Annotated in this window: 22 protein-coding genes and 1 other RNA gene; 10 read left to right on the top strand and 13 right to left on the bottom strand. The window is 50.2% G+C overall.

What is annotated here, in order from left to right; all coding sequences use genetic code 11:
• The first annotated feature begins 68 nt into the window (after positions 1–68).
• Positions 69–584 (top strand): 3-hydroxyacyl-[acyl-carrier-protein] dehydratase FabA, encoded by a 516-nt coding sequence (fabA, locus tag HUF18_RS18160; RefSeq protein ID WP_225693273.1) that lies wholly within the window; start codon positions 69–71, stop codon positions 582–584.
• 133 nt (positions 585–717) lie between these two features.
• Entirely contained in the window at positions 718–1239 is a 522-nt protein-coding gene (locus tag HUF18_RS18155; RefSeq protein WP_145466123.1) for an acyl-CoA thioesterase, read from the top strand.
• A gap of 66 nt (positions 1240–1305) precedes the next feature.
• Here HUF18_RS18155 and greA read toward each other — a convergent pair whose 3' ends face one another.
• Genes greA through carA form a run of 3 tightly spaced genes read right to left on the bottom strand, consistent with a single transcriptional unit; the run spans position 1306 to position 6193 of the window.
• Positions 1306–1782, bottom strand: a complete 477-nt coding sequence (greA, locus tag HUF18_RS18150) for a transcription elongation factor GreA (RefSeq protein ID WP_222428427.1) — start codon at positions 1780–1782, stop codon at positions 1306–1308.
• A 30-nt stretch (positions 1783–1812) separates the two neighbouring features.
• The gene (carB, locus tag HUF18_RS18145) at positions 1813–5028 is read right to left on the bottom strand and encodes a carbamoyl-phosphate synthase large subunit (protein WP_145466125.1); all 3216 of its coding nucleotides are present in this window, start codon (positions 5026–5028) and stop codon (positions 1813–1815) included.
• A 16-nt stretch (positions 5029–5044) separates the two neighbouring features.
• The gene (gene carA / locus HUF18_RS18140) at positions 5045–6193 is read right to left on the bottom strand and encodes a glutamine-hydrolyzing carbamoyl-phosphate synthase small subunit (protein ID WP_145466126.1); all 1149 of its coding nucleotides are present in this window, start codon (positions 6191–6193) and stop codon (positions 5045–5047) included.
• 610 nt (positions 6194–6803) lie between these two features.
• Here carA and HUF18_RS18135 point away from each other — a divergent pair.
• Positions 6804–7412 carry a TetR/AcrR family transcriptional regulator gene (locus HUF18_RS18135; RefSeq protein ID WP_145466128.1) on the top strand — a complete coding sequence of 203 codons (609 nt, stop codon included), beginning with the start codon at positions 6804–6806 and terminating at the stop codon, positions 7410–7412.
• A gap of 62 nt (positions 7413–7474) precedes the next feature.
• Here HUF18_RS18135 and dapB read toward each other — a convergent pair whose 3' ends face one another.
• The 4 genes from dapB to grpE form a co-directional block, all read right to left on the bottom strand.
• Positions 7475–8278, bottom strand: a complete 804-nt coding sequence (gene dapB, locus HUF18_RS18130) for a 4-hydroxy-tetrahydrodipicolinate reductase (protein ID WP_145466130.1) — start codon at positions 8276–8278, stop codon at positions 7475–7477.
• 105 nt (positions 8279–8383) lie between these two features.
• Positions 8384–9502, bottom strand: coding sequence for a molecular chaperone DnaJ (gene dnaJ, locus HUF18_RS18125; RefSeq protein ID WP_225693271.1), 1119 nt, complete (start codon positions 9500–9502; stop codon positions 8384–8386).
• A gap of 163 nt (positions 9503–9665) precedes the next feature.
• Positions 9666–11573, bottom strand: coding sequence for a molecular chaperone DnaK (gene dnaK / locus HUF18_RS18120; protein WP_145466134.1), 1908 nt, complete (start codon positions 11571–11573; stop codon positions 9666–9668).
• A 116-nt stretch (positions 11574–11689) separates the two neighbouring features.
• A complete protein-coding gene (gene grpE, locus HUF18_RS18115; protein WP_225693269.1) occupies positions 11690–12265 on the bottom strand; it encodes a nucleotide exchange factor GrpE in 576 nt (191 codons plus the stop codon).
• 149 nt (positions 12266–12414) lie between these two features.
• Here grpE and recN point away from each other — a divergent pair, with 149 nt between their 5' ends.
• Positions 12415–14088, top strand: coding sequence for a DNA repair protein RecN (recN, locus tag HUF18_RS18110; RefSeq protein WP_225693267.1), 1674 nt, complete (start codon positions 12415–12417; stop codon positions 14086–14088).
• Between the two features lie 98 nt (positions 14089–14186).
• On the opposite strand, the gene fur is transcribed toward recN, so the two are convergent.
• A complete protein-coding gene (gene fur, locus HUF18_RS18105) occupies positions 14187–14594 on the bottom strand; it encodes a ferric iron uptake transcriptional regulator (protein WP_145466140.1) in 408 nt (135 codons plus the stop codon).
• A gap of 113 nt (positions 14595–14707) precedes the next feature.
• Here fur and HUF18_RS18100 point away from each other — a divergent pair, with 113 nt between their 5' ends.
• The gene (locus HUF18_RS18100; protein WP_225693265.1) at positions 14708–15106 is read left to right on the top strand and encodes an outer membrane protein assembly factor BamE; all 399 of its coding nucleotides are present in this window, start codon (positions 14708–14710) and stop codon (positions 15104–15106) included.
• A gap of 89 nt (positions 15107–15195) precedes the next feature.
• On the opposite strand, the gene HUF18_RS18095 is transcribed toward HUF18_RS18100, so the two are convergent.
• From HUF18_RS18095 to HUF18_RS18085, 3 genes are read right to left on the bottom strand one after another with little or no spacing between them, the layout of a single operon-like run.
• The gene (locus HUF18_RS18095; protein WP_225693263.1) at positions 15196–15489 is read right to left on the bottom strand and encodes an RnfH family protein; all 294 of its coding nucleotides are present in this window, start codon (positions 15487–15489) and stop codon (positions 15196–15198) included.
• Complete coding sequence (locus HUF18_RS18090; protein WP_145466146.1) at positions 15482–15913, bottom strand: type II toxin-antitoxin system RatA family toxin; 432 nt, start codon at positions 15911–15913, stop codon at positions 15482–15484. Before HUF18_RS18090 ends, HUF18_RS18095 begins: the two co-directional genes overlap by 8 nt.
• A gap of 21 nt (positions 15914–15934) precedes the next feature.
• Positions 15935–17410, bottom strand: coding sequence for a sodium-dependent transporter (locus tag HUF18_RS18085; protein WP_225693262.1), 1476 nt, complete (start codon positions 17408–17410; stop codon positions 15935–15937).
• Between the two features lie 139 nt (positions 17411–17549).
• Between HUF18_RS18085 and smpB the strand changes: the two genes are divergently transcribed.
• The 3 genes from smpB to HUF18_RS18070 all read left to right on the top strand — a co-directional run bounded on the left by smpB (position 17550) and on the right by HUF18_RS18070 (position 20203).
• Complete coding sequence (smpB, locus tag HUF18_RS18080; protein ID WP_145466151.1) at positions 17550–18032, top strand: SsrA-binding protein SmpB; 483 nt, start codon at positions 17550–17552, stop codon at positions 18030–18032.
• Positions 18033–18153: 121 nt separating this feature from the next.
• Positions 18154–18509, top strand: a transfer-messenger RNA (tmRNA) gene (gene ssrA / locus HUF18_RS18075).
• Positions 18510–18616: 107 nt separating this feature from the next.
• Positions 18617–20203, top strand: a complete 1587-nt coding sequence (locus tag HUF18_RS18070) for an LA2681 family HEPN domain-containing protein (protein ID WP_225693261.1) — start codon at positions 18617–18619, stop codon at positions 20201–20203.
• Here HUF18_RS18070 and HUF18_RS18065 read toward each other — a convergent pair whose 3' ends face one another.
• Entirely contained in the window at positions 20204–21187 is a 984-nt protein-coding gene (locus tag HUF18_RS18065) for a phage integrase (protein WP_225693260.1), read from the bottom strand. It lies immediately after the preceding gene.
• 1 nt (position 21188) lies between these two features.
• Positions 21189–21878 carry a helix-turn-helix domain-containing protein gene (locus HUF18_RS18060; RefSeq protein ID WP_225693259.1) on the bottom strand — a complete coding sequence of 230 codons (690 nt, stop codon included), beginning with the start codon at positions 21876–21878 and terminating at the stop codon, positions 21189–21191.
• 148 nt (positions 21879–22026) lie between these two features.
• Here HUF18_RS18060 and HUF18_RS18055 point away from each other — a divergent pair, with 148 nt between their 5' ends.
• Positions 22027–22245: a helix-turn-helix domain-containing protein gene (locus tag HUF18_RS18055; protein ID WP_225693258.1), complete on the top strand. Its 219-nt coding sequence runs from the start codon at positions 22027–22029 to the stop codon at positions 22243–22245.
• A 109-nt stretch (positions 22246–22354) separates the two neighbouring features.
• Positions 22355–24136, top strand: a complete 1782-nt coding sequence (locus HUF18_RS18050; RefSeq protein WP_225693257.1) for a replication endonuclease — start codon at positions 22355–22357, stop codon at positions 24134–24136.
• Positions 24137–24140 lie beyond the last annotated feature (4 nt).

The raw sequence follows: 24140 nt of genomic DNA, 5'->3' as shown, positions 1-24140 counted from the left end.
TGTAAATATGTCAGTGTACCGGCATACTTATAATGACCCTAAAGACCAAGACCAGAAGAGGAAACTGCATGACTCACCCAAACTCCTTTAACCGTGAACAACTGCTGGCCTGCGGCCACGGTGAACTGTTTGGTGAAGGCAATGCACGGCTGCCACTGCCTAACATGCTGATGATGGATCGCATCGTGCACATCAGCAGCGAAGGTGGCGCTTACGGTAAAGGCGAAATTATTGCCGAACTGGATATCGATCCATCACTGTGGTTTTTTGACTGCCACTTTGAAACTGACCCGGTAATGCCTGGCTGTCTGGGCCTGGATGCCATGTGGCAGCTGGTTGGTTTCTTCCTTGGCTGGCGCGGTAACCCTGGCCGTGGCCGTGCACTGGGCTGTGGCGAAGTGAAATTCCGTGGCCAGGTATTACCAACCGCGAAAAAAGTGACTTACCGTATCGACATCAAGCGCGTGATGGAACAGAAACTGGTGATGGGTATTGCCGACGCATCCATGGAAGTAGATGGCCGTGAAATTTACACCGCCAAAGATCTGCGTGTAGGGCTTTTCACCTCCACCGAAAATTTCTGATTTTCTTCTCCCGTTCAAATAATTGGTGATCAGACTCTGTCATTGTTGACAGAGTCTGATCCTGAACATATTCCCCCGTTCTCTCTGCACCGATTTCCGTTAAACTGGCTTTATCATTCAGTGAGGAATCTTTGTGGGACAGATCATACAAACCGAGATGACCGTACTCGTCACTCCGGATATGGCTAACTTTTCCGGCAATATGCACGGCGGCGAATTACTCAAGCTGCTGGACAAGGTTGCCTACACCTGTGCCATGCGTTACAGCGGTCATTATGCCGTGACCCTCTCCGTTGATAACGTTCTGTTCAAACAACCCATTCTGATCGGCGAGCTCATCACCTGCCTTGCTACGGTAAATTATACCGGTCGCACCTCTATGGAAATCGGCATTAAAGTGGTCGCCGAAGATATTAAGCAACGCACTGTGCGCCATACTCATACCTGTTTTTTCACTATGGTTGCCATGGATGACAACAACAAACCAACCCCGGTACCGGAACTGGAATTAAAAAACGAAGTTCAGATCCGCCGCTGGAACAAAGCACTGAAACGCCGTGAAGCGCAGAAGAAACTGCAGGCAATGATGCGTGCGATTGAAAGGGATGATGGCTCAGATGATTTTGACGATTTACCGCTGATCCCCTGCCCCTGATCAGCTACCAATAGGGCATAAAAAACCGCGCATAGCGCGGTTTTTTTATGGACTGAAAAGCAGAAATCAGGCGTGTCTTACTTCGTCAATTTCATACTCAACGGTACCGCTCGGAATCTGAACCGTAACCACATCCCCTTCTTCTTTACCGATCAGCGCACGCGCAATCGGTGAAGAAATAGAGATACGGTTAGCTTTAATATCCGCTTCGTCTTCACCAACAATGCGGTATTCCACTTCTGCATCAGTATCCACATTAATGATACGCACTGTAGTACCGAACAAAACCTTTCCGCTATGCGGAATGGTTTTAATATCGATAACCTGAGCATTAGACAGCTTACCTTCAATATCCTGAATACGGCCTTCAATAAAGCCCTGCTGTTCGCGGGCGGCGTGGTATTCAGCGTTTTCTTTCAGGTCGCCGTGCTCACGCGCCTCTGCAATCGCCGCAATAACGCGCGGACGATCAACTGTTTTCAGGCGCTGAAGCTCTTCACGCAGTGAGGCTTCGCCTTCAACAGTCATTGGATACTTTTGCATATATTCTGACTCCCTAATTGAATGCGACCATTAAATGGTCGCATGCAGTTCCTGCAGACGACGAACTTCTTTCAGACCTTCTGAACGCAGCGCTTCAACCACCGCTTCAGCACCGGCCAGAGTCGTTGTGTAATACACCTTGTGCTGCAGCGCGCTGCGACGGATGTCGGCAGAATCTGCAATGGCCTGTGGGCCATCGGTGGTATTCACAATCAGAGAAATCTCGTCATTTTTAATCATATCCACAATATGTGGACGACCTTCGGTCACCTTGCTCACGCGTTCAACGGCTACACCAGCAGCCTGCAGCACTTTGCAGGTACCTTCGGTAGAGACCAGTTTAAAGCCGCGCTCGATCAGACCTTCAGCAACGGCAACCACACCGGCTTTATCGGCATCACGTACCGATACAAAAGCCACACCGCTGTCCGGCAGTTTGGCACCGGCACCCAGCTGTGCTTTAAAGAAGGCTTCGCCGAAGGTTTTACCGGCACCCATTACTTCACCGGTGGATTTCATTTCCGGCCCAAGAATCGGGTCAACACCCTGGAATTTATTGAACGGGAATACCGCTTCTTTTACCGAGAAATACGGTGGAATAATTTCCTTGGTAAAGCCCAGTTCAGACAGTTTCTTACCGGTCATAACTTTGGCCGCAACCGCCGCCAGAGAGGTACCAATACACTTGGACACAAACGGCACGGTACGGGAAGCACGTGGGTTAACTTCGATCACGTAGATCTCGCCATCCTGCCATGCCAGTTGCGTATTCATCAGGCCAACAACGCCCAGCTCCAGTGCCATCGCTGCAACCTGCTTGCGCATTTCATCCTGCACATCAGCCGGCAGGCTGTATGGCGGCAGAGAACAGGCGGAGTCACCGGAGTGAATACCGGCCTGTTCGATGTGCTGCATGATACCGCCAATCACAACCTGCTCACCGTCACAGATCGCGTCGATATCCACCTCAACCGCACGATCCAGGAAGTAATCCAGCAGTACCGGAGAATCGTTGGATACTTTTACCGCTTCAGTCATGTAACGACGCAGCGAGGCTTCGTTGTTGACGATTTCCATCGCACGGCCACCCAGAACATAAGATGGACGAACCACCAGCGGGTAACCGATTTCTGCAGCTTTAATTACCGCTTCTTCAGCAGAAGTAACAGTGGCGTTAACCGGCTGCTTCAGACCCAGACGCTGGATCATCTGCTGGAAACGCTCACGGTCTTCGGCACGGTCGATCGCTTCCGGGGAAGTACCGATGATCGGCACACCCGCGGCTTCCAGCTCGTCGGCCAGTTTCAGCGGAGTCTGACCACCGTACTGTACGATTACGCCTTTTGGCTTTTCACGATCGACGATTTCCAGTACGTCTTCCAGAGTCACAGGCTCAAAGTACAGACGGTCGGATGTGTCATAGTCGGTGGAAACGGTTTCAGGGTTACAGTTAACCATGATGGCTTCGTAACCTTCTTCTTTCGCTGCCAGTGCGGCGTGCACACAGCAGTAATCGAATTCGATACCCTGACCAATACGGTTCGGGCCACCACCGAGAACGATGATCTTCTCGCGATCAGACGGATTCGCTTCACACTCTTCTTCGTACGTGGAATACATATAAGCCGTGTCGGTGGCGAATTCAGCCGCACAGGTATCCACACGCTTGTACACCGGACGGATGCCCAGTTTCTGGCGCTGTTTGCGGAAGGTTTTTTCGGTCACGCCCAGCAGTGCTGACAGGCGCGCATCGGAGAAACCTTTACGCTTCAGACGGAAGATACGATCAGCATCCATTGACGTCAGACTGCTCTGCGCAACATTGCCTTCTTCTTTGATCAGATCTTCAATCTGCACCAGGAACCACGGATCGATACCGGAGTGCTGATAAATTTCATCAACGCTCATACCGGCACGGAAAGCATCGCCCACGTACCAGATACGGTCAGCGCCAGGCACGCGCAGTTCAGATATAATTTTGTCTTTGCTGCCGGCATCGTTCAGATCCACTTTCGGATCAAAACCGGTAGAACCGACTTCCAGGCCGCGCAGTGCTTTCTGCAGAGATTCCTGCTGAGTACGGCCAATCGCCATTACCTCACCGACAGATTTCATCTGCGTAGTCAGACGACCATCGGCCTGCGGGAATTTCTCGAAGGTGAAACGCGGAATTTTGGTAACCACGTAGTCGATCGACGGCTCAAACGATGCAGGCGTGCGACCACCAGTAATATCGTTCTGCAGTTCATCCAGGGTGTAACCCACAGCCAGTTTGGCCGCCACTTTAGCAATCGGGAAACCGGTTGCTTTGGAAGCCAGTGCCGAAGAACGGGACACTCGCGGGTTCATCTCGATCACGACCATACGGCCGGTTTTCGGATCCATACCGAACTGCACGTTGGAGCCACCGGTTTCCACACCGATTTCACGCAGTACCGCCAGAGAGGCGTCACGCATGATCTGATATTCTTTATCGGTCAGGGTCTGTGCCGGAGCAACGGTGATGGAGTCACCGGTGTGCACACCCATGGCGTCGAAGTTTTCGATGGAACAGATGATGATGCAGTTGTCGTTTTTATCACGCACAACTTCCATCTCATATTCTTTCCAGCCGATCAGGGATTCGTCGATCAGCAGCTCGTTGGTTGGCGACAGGTCCAGACCACGGGTACAGATTTCTTCGAATTCTTCTTTGTTGTAAGCAATACCTCCACCGGTGCCGCCCATGGTAAAGGACGGACGGATGATGCACGGGAAGCCCAGAGTTTTCTGTACTTCGCGGGCTTCTTCCATACTGTGCGCAATACCGGCGCGCGGACACTCAAGACCGATCTTTTTCATCGCCTTATCAAAGCGGTTACGGTCTTCAGCTTTGTCGATGGTGTCGGCGTTTGCACCAATCATTTCCACGCCGAATTTTTCCAGTACACCAGCCGCTTCCAGACCCAGCGCACAGTTCAGTGCGGTCTGGCCACCCATGGTTGGCAGCAGTGCATCCGGACGCTCTTTCTCGATGATTTTGGCAACCGCTTCAACGGTAATCGGCTCGATATAGGTTGCATCCGCCATCGACGGATCGGTCATGATGGTCGCCGGGTTAGAGTTCACCAGAATTACACGGTAGCCCTCTTCACGCAGAGCCTTACAGGCCTGAGCGCCGGAGTAGTCAAATTCACAGGCCTGGCCGATAACGATAGGGCCGGCGCCAATGATCAAAATACTTTTTATGTCAGTACGTTTTGGCATAACTCAGTCTGTCCTGTTATTGGGCGGCCTTGGCAGCAACAATCAAATCAATAAAGTGGTCGAACAACGGCGCGACATCGCGCGGGCCAGGACTGGCTTCCGGGTGACCCTGGAAACTGAAGGCAGGCTTATCAGTGCGGGCGATACCCTGCAGCGTGCCATCGAACAACGACTTATGGGTCGCCTTCAGGTTGGCTGGCAGAGTGCTCTCTTCTACCGCAAAACCATGGTTCTGTGAGGTAATCATCACCTTGCCGGATTCAAGATCCTGCACCGGGTGGTTACCACCGTGGTGACCATGACCCATCTTCATGGTCTTGGCACCGGAGGCCAGAGCCAGCAGCTGGTGACCCAGACAGATACCGAACACCGGGATATTGGTTTCCAGAATCTCCTGAATCGCTTTGATGGCGTAATCACAAGGCTCCGGATCGCCAGGGCCGTTGGACAGGAAAACACCGTCCGGATTCATTGCCAGCACTTCAGAAGCCGGAGTCTGTGCCGGAACAACAGTCAGCTCACAACCACGCTCAGCCAGCAGACGCAGGATATTGCGCTTAACGCCGAAGTCGTACGCCACGACTTTGAATTTTGGTTCGCTCAGCTCGCCATAACCCTTGCCCAGCGTCCAGTCAGTCTGAGTCCAGCTGTAAGCTTCTTTAACAGTCACTTCTTTCGCCAGATCCATACCTTTCAGGCCAGGGAAAGCTTTGGCTTCGGCCAGTGCCTTCGCCACATTCTCTTCAGAATGCGCATCTGCAGCCGCCAGAATGCAGCCATTAAGGGAGCCTTTTTCACGCAGAATACGGGTCAGGCGGCGGGTATCGATATCGGCAATGCCCAGCACATTGCGCTCTTTCAGGTAAACATCCAGTGCCTGTTCACTGCGGAAGTTGGATGCGATCAGCGGCAGGTCGCGGATCACCAGACCTTTGGCATAAATGCCATTGGATTCTTCATCTTCGCTGTTGGTACCGTAGTTACCAATGTGTGGATAGGTCAGAGTGACGATCTGGTTGGCGTAGGAAGGGTCGGTCAGAATCTCCTGATAACCGGTCATGGAGGTGTTGAAAACAACTTCTCCCACTGACAGGCCTTCGGCACCGATGCTGGTACCTTTGAAGATACTGCCGTCCTCAAGAGCTAGAATGGCTGGCGTAGACAAGGCTAAATCCCCGAACAAAGAATAAACTTGCAGACTACCGCACCGGGCCGGAGGAGGTCAGAACCAGAATCTGCAGTCGTAAAAAAGCGGAATGGCGACAAATTGACTCCATCCCGCTTATGACTCGCTATGGACTGATAGCGGATTCCGGCGACAAAAAACGATCACCGCAGTGCGTGTATAAACTAACCCTAAATGATACTGAAAACAGGGTCTTGTGTCCATTAAAGGTGGTGGATTGTACGTTAACAGTGCACCAGCCGGCTGCATTCCGTATTTCCCCCATCCCTCACCTGCAAGCTGAGCCAAAAGCAAGCCAGACCGAGTACTCCCCGAAGGTCAGTAACACCAGGCAAGGCCCCTGAAATTTACTGATAACTCTGGTACTAAATGGCGAGTTACATAAAATTACATTCTGTAACATACAAATATACACTTAATATTACTTCACTCAGAATCAAATGAGTCATTTCATTGTTATCTATTGAGAGGGAAAACTACTGCCTGGCTTATTAACAGTTAAAGATATTTTTAAACAATTAAATATCTGACTGATAAGTCAAAAAATAAGGACAACAACAATTAAAACCAAAATGAAGAGGTCTGCCCCATGCCTGTAGCCGTAGATGGTCGTCGTCGTCTGCAACCGGAAGAGCGTAAGCGCTTATTATTAACCAATGCTGTTGAAGTATTTGCCCGCCGCGGAATCGGCCGGGGCGGTCATACAGAGATTGCCGAGATCGGTGGAGTATCCGTAGCAACGGTATTTAATTACTTTAAAACCCGCGAAGCTCTGGTTGAAGCCGTTCTGGAAGAAGTAGAAAACTTTCTGCTCAATCTGGCCGAGTCCGTTTACGCAGAAGAAGACAACCCTCTGGAAGCCATCCGTTCACACGTAAAAGCATTCCTGAATGCCTGCGAAGAAAACCCGGATTACATTAAAGTCTGGCTGGAATGGAGCGCTTCGGTACGTGATGAAATCTGGCCACAGTATCTGGAATTCCAGAATAAATTACTGGAGCTGATTGCCAAGCAAATCGACAAAGGCATCAAGAAAGGTATCCTGGAGCAGGGGCTGGCGCCGAAAGAACGTGCCCGCTGGGCGCTTGGTAATGCCCAGATGCTGGTATCGATGGTATTTGATCCGAACGGCAAACCGCGCGGCATGGAAAAAATGGTCGAGCGAGGTTTCGATCATATGCTGGGCGTTAAAGCCTGAGGCCTGCCCCGCAGTCATAAAAAAGCCGCTCATCGAGCGGCTTTTTTATTTTCAGAAAGGTATCAGAAGCCCAATACATCCTGCATATCGTACAGACCATTTGGCTGAGTGCTGACCCACTTAGCGGCGCGTACTGCGCCCTTGGCAAAGGTCATACGGCTTTGTGCTTTGTGCGTCACTTCCACACGCTCACCTTCGGTAGCAAACATCACGGTATGATCACCGACCACATCGCCGCCACGGATGGTTTCAAAACCAATCTGCTTTTGCGGACGGGCACCGGTGTAACCTTCACGGCCATACACAGCGACTTCTTTTAAATCCCAGCCGAGGGTTTCTGCGACGACTTCGCCCATACGCAATGCGGTACCGGATGGCGCATCGACTTTGTGACGGTGATGCATTTCCACCACTTCGATATCGCTGTCTTCACCCATAACAGAAGCAGCCATACGCAGCAGATTAAGACACAGATTCACACCAACCGAATAATTTGGCGCAAAGACAATGCTCATATCCGCTGCTGCAACTTTCATCTCAGCTTTCTGTTCGTCACTCAGACCGGTGGTGCCAATCACAATACTTTTACCGGCTTTACGGCACAGTTCGATATTGGCCATGGTGGCCGCTGGTGCGGTAAAGTCGATCAGCACATCAAACTGATCCAGCACGGCTTCAACAGAAGTTGCCGCAGCAACATTAAGCGTAACGCCCAAACCAGCAATAGCACCGGCATCAACACCCGCCAGCGGATCATCAGCCAGAACGATGGCTGCTCCAAGTTCTGCGTCGTCAGCATTACGGACTGCTTCGATCAGCACCCGCCCCATACGTCCGGCAGCACCGGTAATTGCAATGCGTGTCATGTAAAAATACCCAGACAGAATTTCAGAATGGCGCTAAGGATATAGCGATTCGGCAGGAGATGCGAGGCGCAGCCCGAAGGCCACGCCTGCAGGGTTTAAAGCCGCTCAGATTTCTTCAAAGAACTTCTTCACGCCTTCAAACCAGCTCTTCTTCTGTGGTGAGTGTTTCTCACCGGTCAGAGAAGCCTGGAACTTCATCAGCAGATCTTTCTGCTCAGCATTGAGGCTGACCGGTGTTTCGACCTGTACACGGCAGAGCAGATCACCCGCCGGGCCACCGCGCACCGGCAGCACACCTTTACCGCGCAGACGGAACTGTTTGCCACTCTGGGTCTCTGCCGGGATTTTCAGTTTTACCCGGCCATCCAGCGTTGGTACTTCCAGTTCAGCACCCAGTGCCGCATCGACGATACTGATCGGTACTTCGCAATACAGGTTACGGCCATCACGATGGAACAGCTTATGCTCCAGCACACTGACCTGCACATACAGATCACCGGCCGGCCCACCCATGGCTCCCGCTTCACCTTCACCGGATAAACGGATACGGTCGCCAGTATCAACACCAGCAGGAATTTTCACCGACAGGGTCTTGGTTTCTTCTTTTACGCCACGGCCATGACAGCTGGTGCAGGGATCATCGATCTGCGTACCCTGACCACGACAGCTCGGACAGGTCTGCTGCACCGAGAAGAAGCCCTGCTGCATACGCACCTGACCGGCACCATGACAGGTATTACAGGTTTTTGGTTTGGTGCCTGGCTTGGCGCCACTGCCGTCACAGGTGGTACAGGCGGTCAGGGTTGGAATGCGGATTTTCTTCTCCACACCACGCACCGCTTCTTCCAGTGTCAGCTCCATGGTGTAACGCAGGTCAGAACCACGCTGCGGGCCACCACGCGGGCCACGGCCACCACCGCCGAAAATATCGCCAAATACATCACCGAAAATATCGCTGAAGTTAGCACCGCCACCGCCAAAGCCGCCGCCGGCCTGACCATCCACACCGGCATGACCGTACTGGTCATAGGCACGGCGCTTCTGCTCATCGCCCAGCACTTCGTAAGCTTCGGTTGCTTCTTTAAATTTGGCATCCGCATCTTTATCGTCCGGATTGCGGTCCGGGTGATATTTCATCGCCAGCTTACGGTAAGCTTTTTTCAGTGTTGGTCCATCGACGTCCTTACTGACGCCCAGAACCTCGTAATAATCTCGCTTAGACATACTTCACCTGTTTTTTTGTCTGCCGCCACAAGCTGATTAACGCTGGCGACAGGAACAAACCCAGCACGCGCACAGGCGTTTCTGAGGTGTGATAACAAAGCAAAACGCGACAGCTTCCGAAAGAAAACTGCCGCGTCCGCTTAACGACTGATGCAGCCGTTAATTACTTGTCTTTAACTTCTTCGAACTCGGCGTCAACAACGTCATCGTCCTGATTACCGGACTGAGCTTCCGCACCACCCTGCTGGGCCTGAGCCTGCTCGGCATACAGACGCTGAGCCAGAGAGCTGGACGCTTCAGTCAGAGCCTGTGTCTTGGCTTCGATTTCTTCTTTATCGGTGCCTTTGATCACAGCTTCCAGATCGGCGATGGCTTTTTCGATGGCAGTTTTCTCGTCATCGGTTACCTTGTCTTTCGCGTCTTCCAGAGTTTTCTTGGTTGCGTGAATCAGACCATCGGCAGTATTACGTGCCTGCACCAGTTCTTCGAACTGACGGTCAGCATCCGCATTCGCTTCTGCATCAGCAACCATTTTTTCGATCTCTTCATCGCTCAGACCAGAAGAGGCCTTAATGACGATCGACTGCTCTTTACCGGTAGCCTTGTCTTTCGCACTCACGTTCAGAATACCGTTGGCGTCGATATCAAAGGTTACTTCGATCTGTGGCATACCGCGTGGTGCTGGCGGAATATCGGCCAGGTCAAAACGACCCAGTGATTTATTCTGCGCAGCCTGCTTACGCTCGCCCTGAACCACGTGAATGGTTACCGCAGTCTGGTTGTCATCGGCGGTTGAGAACACCTGAGATTTCTTGGTCGGAATCGTGGTGTTTTTCTCAATAACCGCAGTCGCAACGCCACCCATGGTTTCAATACCCAGAGTCAGCGGCGTTACGTCGAGCAGCAGAACGTCTTTAACATCACCGGACAGAACCGCGCCCTGAATCGCAGCACCAACAGCCACCGCTTCATCCGGGTTCACGTCTTTACGTGGTTCTTTACCGAAGAAATCAGCAACGCTCTTCTGCACCAGTGGCATACGGGTCTGACCGCCCACCAGAATTACTTCGTCAATTTCACCAGAGCTCAGGCCGGCATCTTTCAGTGCGATACGGCAAGGCTCCAGCGAGCGGGTTACCAGCTCTTCAACCAGAGACTCCAGCTTGGCGCGGGTCACTTTCACGTTTAAGTGCTTAGGACCAGTCGCATCGGCCGTGATGTACGGCAGGTTTACGTCAGTCTGCTGAGAAGAAGACAGCTCAACCTTGGCTTTTTCTGCGGCTTCTTTCAGACGCTGCAGAGCCAGTGGATCGTTGTGCAGATCGATGCCGCTTTCTTTCTTGAATTCAGCCGCTAAATATTCGATCAGACGCAGGTCAAAGTCTTCACCACCAAGGAACGTGTCACCGTTGGTTGCCAGTACTTCGAACTGTTTTTCACCGTCAACGTCAGCCACTTCGATAATGGAAATATCGAAGGTACCACCACCCAGGTCATATACTGCGATGGTGCGGTCGCCGCCTTCTTTATCCATACCATAAGCCAGAGCCGCAGCGGTTGGCTCGTTGATGATACGCTTAACTTCCAGACCAGCGATTTTACCGGCGTCTTTGGTTGCCTGACGCTGGGAATCGTTAAAGTAAGCCGGTACGGTAATAACCGCTTCAGTTACTTTCTCGCCCAGATAATCTTCTGCGGTTTTCTTCATTTTCTTCAGAATTTCAGCAGAGATTTGTGGTGGCGCATATCTTTCGCCTTTTACTTCTACCCAGGCATCACCGTTATCCGCTTCCATGATTTTGTAAGGAACCATGGAGATATCTTTCTGTACTACGTCGTCTTTGAAACGACGACCGATCAGACGCTTAACCGCAAACAGGGTGTTGTTCGGGTTGGTGACGGCCTGACGCTTGGCTGACTGGCCAACCAGTACTTCGTCGTCAGCATAAGCAACGACGGAAGGAGTGGTGCGATCGCCTTCAGCGTTTTCAATCACTTTGGTTTTGTCGCCATCCAGGATTGCCACACAGGAGTTGGTGGTGCCCAGGTCGATACCGATAATCTTACCCATTTTTCAATTCTCCATTCATGGCAGCTTACGCTGCGTGAACTATTAACCGTTGTATTTGTGTTGCTTTCTATATAAGTCCGGGAAACAGGCTTTCAAGGCCCCCGGTAACAATAAAATCAGGCGCTTTCGTCGATTTGTGGTGCGCCTTTACTCACCACCACCATTGCCGGACGCAACAGGCGTCCCTGCAGGGTGTAACCTTTCTGCATCACCGCAATAACTGTATTCGGTGCGGCATCCGGATTCTCAACCATGGCCATTGCCTGATGGAATTCCGGATTAAACGCAGAACCAACCGGATCTACACTTTCCACCTTGAATTTTTCCAGACCGGCAACCAGGCCGCTCAGGGTCATTTCCACGCCTTCGCGAATCGCTTTTGTCGCTTCATCATCGGCAACAGCCGCAGCCAGCGCGCGTTCCAGATTATCGACGGTCGCCAGCATTTCGTTGGCAAACTTCTCAACGCCAAACTTATGGGCTTTTTCCACATCCAGCTCAGCACGACGGCGTACGTTCTGCATTTCCGCCTGAACACGCAACACCTGTTCTTTCAGCTCAGCCACTTCCTGCAGTGCGCCGGCAAGCTGATCATCAGCAGATTCTGTGGCAGTGGCATCCGCCGCATCCACCGGAGTTTCAGTGTCCAGTTGTTCCTGGAGTTCTTCTTGAACCTTCTGCTCTTCCGACATCTATCTTTCCTCGATCACTATTTTCGAAACTGTCGGCTATATGGGGGACGAACGGATGAGATTCAAGGGCAGCGCTGCAACATTCTCTTGACAGAATCTTATACTGTATATAAAAACACTGTATATCCATTCAGATACGGAGCATGACCATGCTGGCTCATCTGTCCATTCATCAGTTTGCGTTAGTCGATCAGCTGGAACTTGAACTGCAACCCGGTATGTCGGTGATTACCGGCGAAACCGGTGCGGGTAAATCGATTTTGCTTGATGCGCTCGGGCTAACACTCGGCGAGCGGGCCGACGCCGGCTGTGTGCGTAACAATGCCGAAAAAGCCGAAGTGTCCGCCTCATTCACACTGAACGAACAGGCGCGGTTATGGCTGCAACAGCGGGATATTCCCGCCGATGATGACTGGGTAATCCTGCGCCGTATTATTTCCGCCGAAGGCCGTTCACGCGGCTATATCAATGGTCGCCCCGCATCCGCCAACGACCTGAAAGACATCGGTCAGTATCTGATCGAAATTCACTCCCAGCATGCCCATCAGCGCCTGCTGCAGAAAGACACCCCGCGCCAGCTGCTGGATGCCTTTGGCGGGCTGCAGCTGCAGGCAACCGAGGTAGCTCTGGTCTGGTCCGAGTGGCAGCAACACGCCAAACGCCTTGCCATGCTGCAGGAAGAAAGTGCCGAAGTAACCGCCCAGCGTCAGCTGCTGACCTATCAGGTTGAAGAGCTGCGCCAGCTGGCACCGGGAGAGACCGAGCTGGACGAGCTGGAAGCCGAACATAAACGTCTGGCCAATGCCGAAAGTATGCTGCTTAACGGCCAGTATGCGATGGCTGCCTGTTATGGTGACGACAACGGCGAGCTGGCTGCAACCCAGCTGACCTATCAGGCCATTACCCGCCTCGATAATATCGACGACCAGCATCCGCTGCTGAACGAAGCCCGGGATTTGCTGCAACAGGCGCAAATCCAGCTGGAAGAAGCCGGTCGTTCGCTGCAGCACTACCTTGAGCTGGTCGATATCAATCCGCACCGGCTGCAACAGGTAGAAAGCCGCCTCAGTGACCTGTACAGCATGGCGCGCAAGCATCAGATTCAGCCACAACAACTGCACTCTTACTGGCAGGAGCAGGAAGAAGCGCTCGCCGGCCTGAATCTCAGCGACGAAGATCTGGCTGAACTGGAACAGCAGGTACAGGAACTGCAGGCAGAATACAGCACACTGGCACAACAGCTCAGCAGTGCCCGTCAGGCCGCCGCTGCGCGCATGGACAGAGAAGTTGAATCACACTTTGAAGCACTTGCTCTGGGTCGCGCCCGCTTTATCACTCAGGTTGAAGCCGGCAGTACCGAGCACGGCAACAAACATGGCATCGACCAGATCGGCTTTTTTGTACAGACCAACCCGGGCATGCCCGGCGGCCCACTGGCCAAAGTCGCCTCTGGCGGTGAGCTGGCCCGTATCAGCCTGGCCATTCAGGTGGTAACCGCTGCCGTCAGCGAAACACCTTGTCTGATTTTTGATGAGGTCGATGTCGGCATCGGTGGCGGAACCGCTGAGCGCGTTGGCCGCCTGCTACGGACGCTTGGCAAAGACAGCCAGGTGCTCTGTGTTACCCACCAGCCGCAGGTCGCTGCTCAGGCACATCAGCATTATCAGGTAAGCAAAATCAGTGGTGACAGCGCCACCCACACCCAGCTGCGTGAACTGAGTGAGAAACAGCGCTCAGAGGAAATTGCGCGGATGCTGGGCGGCGTCGATATCACCAAACAAACCCTGGCTCATGCGCAAGAAATGCTGGCGCTGGTCAGATAGACCGGTGCCAGCACAGCGATACTGATACGCAGAAGCGGTAACCGACAGACATAAAAAAAGCAGCCAATGGCTGCTTTTTTTATGTCTGTCGCGCAGGATTATTTTTTCTTGCGTACGTACAGCACCAGACTGTGCTCAACCAGATCAAAGCCGTGTTCTTCGGCAATTTCATGCTGCAGGCGCTCAATCTGCGCATTGGTAAACTCAATCACGGTGCCGTCATCAACGTTTACCATATGATCGTGATGCTCGCCACGCGCCAGCTCAAACACCGAGTGACCGCCATCAAAATTATGGCGTGTTACCAGACCCGCACTTTCAAACTGGGTCAGTACGCGGTAAACCGTCGCCAGACCAACATCTTCGCCTGCTTCGATCAGAGATTTATAGACATCTTCAGCACTCATATGTGCGTCGATATTGGTTTCCAGAATGCTCAGGATTTTCACTCGTGGCAAAGTGACTTTAAGGCCTGCTTTACGCAACTCCACGTTCTGATCGGACATTGCTTTCCTCGAATATTTCACAGCAACTTGAATTATCGGGTATTATCGCGGGTCTAAGTCACAACGCAACAACTATGCAACTACAAACGCACTCAGAGACAACACCAATTATTATGCGAATCCCAATTCTGACCCTTTTACTCGGTTTTGCAACCCTTTCCGGCTGTGTCTTCCCTGGCGTCTACAAACTGAACGTGCAGCAAGGCAACATTGTGACTGCGGATATGCTGGAACAACTGAAACCCGGCATGAATCCCCGTCAGGTGGCTTATGTGATGGGCAATCCGGTGGTTCGCAATCCTTTTGAGCAACAGCGCTGGGACTATCTGTATACCCTTGAACAGCGCGATAAGGTTATCAAAAATTACACCATCAGCGTTTACTTCGATGCTCAGGGAAACTACACCCATTACACCGGCACTCTGCCAGAGCAGGCTTTCAAAGAAGAAGATCAGCTGAAAACCCTGCCGACAGAGGAAAAATCGGTTAACACCGTGCCAACCGATATCTGAGATACTCCCTCTTAAGCACAAAAAAGCCAGGCATCGCCTGGCTTTTTTGTGCTCTGTTTCTGCACTCTCTGGCGTGGCGAGTAAAGCGCTTACTTCTGTGCCTTGGCCGCCCGGTTAGCCCGCGCCTGCTTGGGGTCAATCAGCAACGGACGATAAATTTCTATACGATCACCATCCCGCACGACATCCGTTTCCGGTGCACGCGATGCTTTGCCAAAGATACCGAACTTCGCCTCCGCCAATACTAACTCCGGGAACTCAGCTTCAATTCCCGACTGACGAGCGGCATCAATCATGCTCGTACCTTCTTCAACCTCAACGCTGAGGATTTTTTGCTTATGTGGCAAGGCGTACGCTACTTCTACACGAATCATGTCAGCCATAAATCTCTTTTGCTCGCTTAACAAAGGCATCCACCATCATATTGGCAACCTGTTTAAAAACTGCCCCCAGGGCCACACCCGCCAGTTTATTACCGACATCAAAATCCATATCTAAAGACACCTTGCAGGCTTCATCGGATAACGGATAAAAATGCCAGACGCCATGAAAGTGCGTAAATGGCCCATCCACCAACCGCATTTCCATTCGTTCCGGACGTTGCAGTGTGTTGCGGGTACTGAAGCTCTGATTAACACCCGCCTTGGCAATGGTCAGCCGGGCTTCAATAAAATCCTCACCTTCAGCCAACACTTCTGTTGCCTGACAACCCTGAAGAAATTCAGGGTAGCGGCGCACATCATTTACCAGATCAAACATCTGCTCTGCGGTATGCATCACCAACGCACTGCGCGTAATACTGGTCATTCGCACTCACTCTCCGCCGTCTCAGGAAAGGCCTTCAACAAAGATAATAAAGATCGCAACCGGCGAAATATAACGCACCATAAATCGCCAGATATTAAACAGCAGCGGGCTTTTTACCCGGGCTTCGGCAGCCACCGACTCACGCGACATAAACCAGCCGACAAAGATGGCGATAAAGACGCCACCCAGCGGCATCATGACGTTGGCAGTAATAAAGTCGAGCAGGTCGAAGAACGTCTTACCCTTCACGCTGCGCTCAGCCCCGTCCGCCAGTGGCTCAGCATTCAGCTCTGTCGTGTTGGCGTACAGGTGGAATACCGATTCACTGCTCTGGATTTCTTCGCCGGTACTCGCGTCAGCCACGGTCGTGGCGATGGTTTCGGTTACGAAGAACTGCTCATCACCCCAATCATTGAATGACAATACCGAACCAATCCCCAGCAACCAGGCCAGGAAGCAAACACCAAAGGTTGCCTTGGCGCGGCTGAAACCATTCTCTACTGCCCAGGCTACCGCCGGTTCAGCAATAGAAATCGCCGAACTCCAGGCCGCAATGACGACCAGAACAAAGAATACAGTGCCAATTAACGTCCCGCCCGGTAATGCGCCAAAGGCGATAGGCAGTGTCTGGAATATCAGGCCAGGGCCAGATGCCGGTTCCAGTCCATGCGAAAATACGATAGGAAAAATAATCAGACCAGCAACCAGGGCGACCAGGGTATCCAGAAACGCTACCGCCAGAATAGTTTTACCCAGCGAGGCCTGAGCCGGCATATAAGCGCCGTATGCCATGATCGCGCCCATCCCCAGACTCAGGGTAAAAAATGCATGACCCAGAGCAACCACAACACTGTGGGTCGTCAGTTTGCTGAAATCAAAGGTAAAGAGAAAATCCCAGCCCTGTACAAAACCCGGCGTCGTGATGCTGTAGCCAAGCAGCAGAATCAGCATCAGGAACAGCATAGGCATGAGCAGGCGAACACTGTCTTCAAGCCCGTGCTTAACGCCACGGGCAATAACAAAACCGGTCATCAGCATAAAAAAGGTATGCAATCCGAGCAGCATCCACGGATCACTCAACAATCCACCAAAAGACGCCTTTGCCACTTCCCCCGTTGCTCCGGCAAACTCACCCGAAGCTAACTTACCGACGTAAGCGAGCGTCCAGCCAGCAATGACACTGTAAAACGACAGAATAAAGAAACCGGATACTGCACCCATCCAGCCAATACCGGAAAACAGCCGTGGGGCATTATTCTCGCGCGCCATCGCCTGCATGGTATGAATAGGGCTCATCCGGCCTTTGCGGCCCAGCAATACCTCGGCCATCATCACCGGAACACCAGCAATCAGAATACAGACCAGATACATCAGAACAAAAGCGCCGCCGCCGTTTTCACCCGTGATATATGGAAACTTCCAGATATTCCCCAACCCGACAGCCGATCCGGTGGCGGCCAGAATAAATGTCCAGCGGCTACCCCAAATACCGTGCATTCCGCGTTTGTCTGCGCTCATCGTTCTTTTTACCCAATCTTCAGTTCGGCGTATTGTCCGGGATTTGCCCCCTCGCCTCAACCCAAAGCAGCGCTACAGCTACTGCCTTTTCTACACTTCGTCAGTTATACTCGCGGCCATGAGTACCAAGAAAAAACCCAAAACAAATGGCGGCACGATCGCCCTCAACAAAAAAGCCCGTCACGATTACTTCCTGGAAGACAAACTGGAAGTAGGACTGGTGCTGACTGGTTGGGAAGTAAAAGCGCTGCGCGAAGGTAAATGTCAGCTGGTCGATTCCTATATCGTCATGCATAAAGGCGAAGCCTGGCTGAGTGGCGCCCTGATCACACCGCTGAAGCAGGCGTCTACCCATATCGTTACCGAACCGCGGCGTGAGCGTAAACTGCTGATGCACCGCCGTGAAATCGACCGCCTGAATCAAAAAATCCAGGCCAAAGGTTACACCTGCGTCTGCACTGCGATTTACTGGAAAGGCCCCAACGTCAAAGCAGAAATTGCTCTGGCCAAAGGTAAGCAGAGCCATGATAAGCGCGATGCATCCAAAGACCGCGACTGGGCCAAGCAGAAAGAACGGATCATGAAGCACACCACACGCTGACAGATGTCAGACAACTGTGGTAAGCTGACTCATCTTGTTTGCGGGCAGGCAGGGGTTGAAAAACACCAGACTGCCCTCATATAAGACACTAAGACCTGAGCAAGTAGCAGGCGACGAATTCGGGGATGATTAGGATTCGACGTTGATTACAAAGCTATGGGTGCATGCCGAGAGTGTATAGCGATCTCGTAAATAAACGTTATACATAGTTATAGTCGCAAACGACGAAACTTACGCACTAGCGGCTTAAGCCCGCTTACCTCCGAACTCGGGTTCCTGTAGCCGGGGGACGAGGGCGACGTCTTACAGGATCGCCCGGATGCTTCGCTCGGAGCTGAAAGGTTAAACTTAATCGAGCTCGTTCTGAACGGCCTGCCCCTCGGCCCGTGACGAACTAAATCAATAGAGACGGCTAAGCATGTAGATCCTCTAGTGGAGGATTGGCGGACGCGGGTTCAAATCCCGCCATCTCCACCATACAAAAGACCCCAAGCAATTGATTTGCTTGGGGTTTTTTTATTCCCATTGTTTTTTACTCTGAAAATGACCACACTTTGACTACACATCAAAGGGAATAGAGTGAAATGAACATTAATAAACACGTCAACGACAATGAAATCCAAACTCTATCAACGAAAATCGATCAGTGCATTCGGAATGGTACACCGGAAAACTTAGCAACCATCGTTACCCCCTATGTTGACAACAATTTGATTTTTGGCAGCATCAGCTCGAAAGCCAGTTTTTACTACATTTTAGGTAACGCATTCGATTACATATACAACAACAATACTAATGACTATTTTTCAGAGAACTCCGGTAAGGCATTAGTATGTTTTAGAAAAGCCTTACATGAACTGTCAAAGCTGGAGAGAACAGAGGACGTCCTACAACTCGAATCGTGCATTAAAACAAATGCGGCGAATAACATTTCTTCCTTGGGAAGGCTATTGGAAGGAACTGAGGCATTACAAGAGCAGTATAGTAAAGGACAACCTGTAGCCATCCTAGGTATAACCAAAAACCTAATAAATACTTCCACTTTTCTCCCTGACCAGAAGCACATTCTAAAATATTACAAAGAGGCTTACTATTCAGCTCTAAAATGCGACAACATCATCAATTATGACGATAGCTATTCCGGAACCATTTCTGAAGGCTCCATCATCCACAACTTCAAAACATGGTATGAAAAAGAACTACTTCCTTTAGAGATAGATCTAGAAGACTATAAAGAGAACTATCACAGCGACATCGAAGCTGACTTCAAAAGATGGTGCGGGTCAAACAAGCTCTTCTTAAACCCCCTCAATTCCCTAAACAATAGCCCTGAATTCTTTTACGACTTCATTCCTTTTCCAAGCGTAAGAATAGGCATAGACGATTCAGTAAAAATGAATATTTCAGATGAACTTATATATCACTACGCTTTCGATGAGATCATCACCAGCTTCATTTATGCTAGAAACCTACTATTTTCAGCAATCTACCAATTAGAAGACCCTTTAAAATTTACATTTCAAGACTTAGAACAAACAGATTGTCTAGATGGCTCAATCCTTGACAAATCAAGTGAAGATTTAAAGTCATCATACAGAATAGCCTTTTCCATATTGGATAAAATTGCTTACCTACTACACCGTTATTACGACATCTTTGATTTATCAAAAGACCAGGATGCCGATTTTAAAAAAATATTTATAAAAGAAAAAAAAGAATCCCAATACACAAATAACAAAATAGATTCAGAGAACATATTCTTAGCTGCGCTATTCAACATACTAAGAGATCTACGAGACGTACAAAGACTAAAAGAGGAAAGCCCATCAAAGTGGCTCGATCCGGAATCTGAAACTATTGTAGAGATCAGAAACCACATAGAACACAGATCAATAAAAGTGATTGATGACATATTCACTTCTTGCTTCCCAGCCCCATCCAATAGCAATGAAAGCCCTGACAAACAAGAAAGACATATAATAAAAAGGAAGAACCATTCATTAGAAATAAATCGCTCTACTTTGGAGAAAAAATCTGTCCAACTATTAAAGCTTGTCAGAAACTCTATAATTTATCTAAATCTTGCAATTGGATTAACAGAAAAGAAAAATCAAGAAAAAAAACCCAACTCTATATCAATAAAAAATAGCGTACCCAAAAAGAAAAGATGATTAAGAAAGAGGGCCTTTTAGAACAACATCTTGCAGATGTTCTGGTGATAGGTGGGCATACCTCATAGTAATCGTTACACTCGAATGCCCCAAAGCCCGTTGCAGAGTAAGAATATTACCACCATTCATCATAAAATGGCTCGCAAAGGTATGCCTCAATACATGAGCAGCCTGCCCTTTTGGCAACTCAATCCCTGATTCATCCAGTGCCCGTCTGAACGCACTCAGTGAAAAGCTGAACTCACCGCACTTCTCCAGGTGAGCATGAATTTCATTAAAAAGGTTTTCAGCCACTGGAACACTTCGAGACTTGCCACTCTTGGTTCCGTGAAAGCTTAATTTTCCGTCACGGACATGACGTAACTTCAGCCCTTCAGCCTCACTCCATCTCGCACCTGTTGCCAGGCATATCTTTGTCAGAAGAAGTACGTGCTGATTCTGGCTGAATGATTCGATGGTGCTTAAGAGGTGCCGGATCTGCTCGGTTGTGAGCCATGAAAGCTCACGCTCATCTATCTTGATCGGCTTAATCTTGGCCAGGGGGTTGGAGTACTCAATCTCACCTACGTCGGAAAGATAGTTGTACACCGCATTCATATATCCCAGGTGGTTGTTAATCGTCTTTTCGGAGATACCGGATTCGGTTTTATAACTCAGGTACGCCGTAAAGTTGATAGCTTTCAGATCAATTCCCTTCGGATTCCCCAGCCACTCGGATATATCCAGCAAGCATTTTCGACGGCGCGGCCCATCTTTCAGATAACTGCCCTTCGCTTTGTACCAGATATCAATCAGCTCATTCAGATGCCGGGAATCTCGCTTACTTGTATTCCAGTCCTTTCCCTGGTGAACAGCACTGAGCACAAACTTCTCAAATCGTGCAGCTTCCGCTCTGGTGTCGAATTTCTTCCGTACTCGTTTACTACCTCGGCCCTCTGGGTAAAGATCAACGAGCCATTTCTCACCGTCCTTTTTTATTGTCATCCTACTTCATGTCCTGCCAGGTATACTTCGGCTCATAGTTCTCACCGTCCATCCTCCAGGCAGCAAAGTTGATATGCAGTTTTTTCAACCACTCCGCTTTAGCCAGGTCTGGCACTTGAAGCGCTTCTTCTTCGATCTGCTTAGTTTCAAAGAGCTTATTGATTTTGTCAGAGAGACAAATCCTTAATTCGCTGGTCTTGATCAGGTCTGCACGTCCTTTCTGGACCAGATACAAAGCAAGATCTCTTAATCGGTTTTTTCCACTTCCATCACTGCACAGGTTAAGTCCTGACCTTATGAATATGCACTGCTTGATGCCCATCAGCTCTGGTTGAATCGTTTCGATCAAAACATAGAGATCATTTTTCTCATCGCTACGCTGAAGAAATAGCACCCTTCCAAACCATTCTGGCCTTGTCATCAAATCAGTAGTACCCGGATGAAGATTGCTGACATCCTCGTACACACGAAGAACCCTGCCAGAAGCTTTATCAGGTGAAATGTGAAATGGGAGGTCAATATCACCGGTAGTCAGCCAATAAGCGTACCTTGGCCATTTTACGGCAACTTTCTCTATTACATCTCCCCTTGGGACACTCCCCTTATTCTCTATCGCCTCAATCGTTCTCGATGAAATTCCAATCTGAGCTGCAAACTCAGCCCTGGTCAGACTTTCAACCTCACGGATCATCCGTATTTTTTCGTGCAAAGCGCTTGACACGTAGCCACCACTCATTAGATAGTTGCAACTACTGCAATTGCAGTAGCTATATTCCTGTTATGAGTAGGCTAGCACAACACAATAGCCAGTGTAATAAGTGACAAGACACAGAGGGCCCATGGAAGAAGTAAACACCATTGTCAATACAACCCCGTTAGCGAGCACCGGTCCAATTGTAACCAAACGACTCTTTGCTCAGCTCACAGGCCTTACTGAAAAAACAATATGCGGAATGGTTGATCGCGGCCATTTGCCAACCGTGAAGATTGGCAAACATAGAATGGTCAATGTTGCATTGATTACTAAAGAAGCGCTTGAAGCAGAGTTTGAACGTTAAGAGCGGCCTTACCAGCGCCAACTGGTAAGACCTCCAAGGGTGCGCCAACACCCTCAGCTTGTCCCGATTCGCTAAAAACTAGGACGGAAGAATGTTACCGCATAGATTGATGTCTGGCCATATTCCCGGTCAGCCTGGCTCTGATTACTCAGGAGCCGAATTCTTAAAGTATGGTACTGCAGAGTGCCAGCAATTCCGTGAGCGCATTTTTTCATCACACCTGCCCTTCCTGAATGCGCTAAAAAAGGAATATAAGACAACTGCGGATTCCTCTTCCTATGTTGAAGCGAATCAACGCTTGCTGAACCTGCACAATGCACTCCACGTCGAAGACTTTTACTTTGTATGGGATGAAGCCGAAGTCCGCGAATTTTCACGTTCTCGCGCAGTGGTCTGCTTATCTTTCTCATCCAAGTTTTCGGAAGAAGTGGCATTTAAGAAGTGTTCCGACCTTGCCATATCATACCGACTGAATCCCCCTGATCCATCCAATCACTCGAACAACATTACTTCTTGCCTGAATCGCCTTTGCTGTGAGAAATGGTGGAAGCGTAATTTAATGCGTTTGAAGAAATCTTCAGTTGAGTCAGTATCCAGAGATTTAAAACTGGTACACGATCATGCGACTCCTTATTGCTCAACTATTTCTCTTAGAGAGTATAAAACCCAAAAGCTGGCTAATCGCCAATATTTAGAATCGCAATTAGCGACTAACGAGCGTGGTCAAGAGTATACGTTGGCAGAGCTATCTGATTTAGGAGTTTCAAATCCGGCTATTCGACGACTTGAGCTGATTACTCGTTGTAAAGGATACGAAGTTCTCGCTAAAGAAATGGGGCATGAAGCTCTGTTTGTGACATTTACAGCACCCTCTCGCTTCCATCGTATGACCAAAATAACCGGCGAATCCGGCAAGGTCATTAAGGTCGTTCCCAATGGGAAGTTTGACGGTTCAACACCACGCGACGCTCAGGAATATCTGTGCTCCACCTGGGCAAAAATTCAGGCCAAATTCCACCGTGAGGGTATTCGTCCCTATGGCTTTCGCGTTGCAGAACCTCACCACGATGGCACACCTCATTGGCATTTCCTTCTGTTCGTTCAGAAAGAACGTAGTGAGGAACTGGTTTCAATCTTCCACCGCTGGGCACTCAAAGATTCACCTGACGAAAAGGGTGCAGCTCAACACCGCGTGAAAGTAGAAAAAATCAAATCCGGTATCAATCCGGAAACCGGGCGGGAGTACTCCGCAACCGGCTACATCATTAAGTACATCAGTAAAAACATCGACGGCCACGGAATCGACAACGATGAACAGGCCGCAAAAGACAAAGACTGGAACGGTAAGAACCCATACGAAACGGCTGAACGAATCGAAGCATGGGCCAGAACAAACCGCATTCGCCAATTTCAGCCCATAGGAGGCCCAAGCGTGACGGTATGGAGAGAACTCAGACGCCTGAGCGAGCAGGAAGGTGTCATCGAACAAGTTAGACAAGCTGCTGACGCTGGTGACTGGGCTGCATTCGTAAAAGCAATGGGCGGCCCGAATATCCCACGCAATGAGTATCTGGCACGGCCTACTTATGCCCTGTCTGAGAAGCTGGATTTTGCCACTGGTGAGATTACCGAAGTCACCCACACCCGTTACGGCGATGAAGCCAAAGAGCGTGTTGTGGGCATTCTGATTCACGGTATTACGGTCTTAAGCCGTACCCACTTCTGGCAGATCCGTGAGAACGAGAAGGTCATCAAAGCCCGTCAGAAAATTATGGACGGTATTGCCGACATTCTTGAAGAGATCCAGGAACAGAATCATCAGCTTCCTGTGTCATTGCACAGCGTCTACATGCAGCAGGCGCAGCCTGCTGCCTTGGACTTGTTTCAATAACTCT

The organism is Thalassolituus sp. ST750PaO-4 (assembly GCF_020320405.1).
GTDB classification, from domain to species: domain Bacteria; phylum Pseudomonadota; class Gammaproteobacteria; order Pseudomonadales; family Oceanobacteraceae; genus Venatoribacter; species Venatoribacter alkanivorans.
The sequence above is the reverse complement of the archived record's forward strand: the minus strand, read 5'-3'. Positions and strand labels throughout refer to the sequence as shown.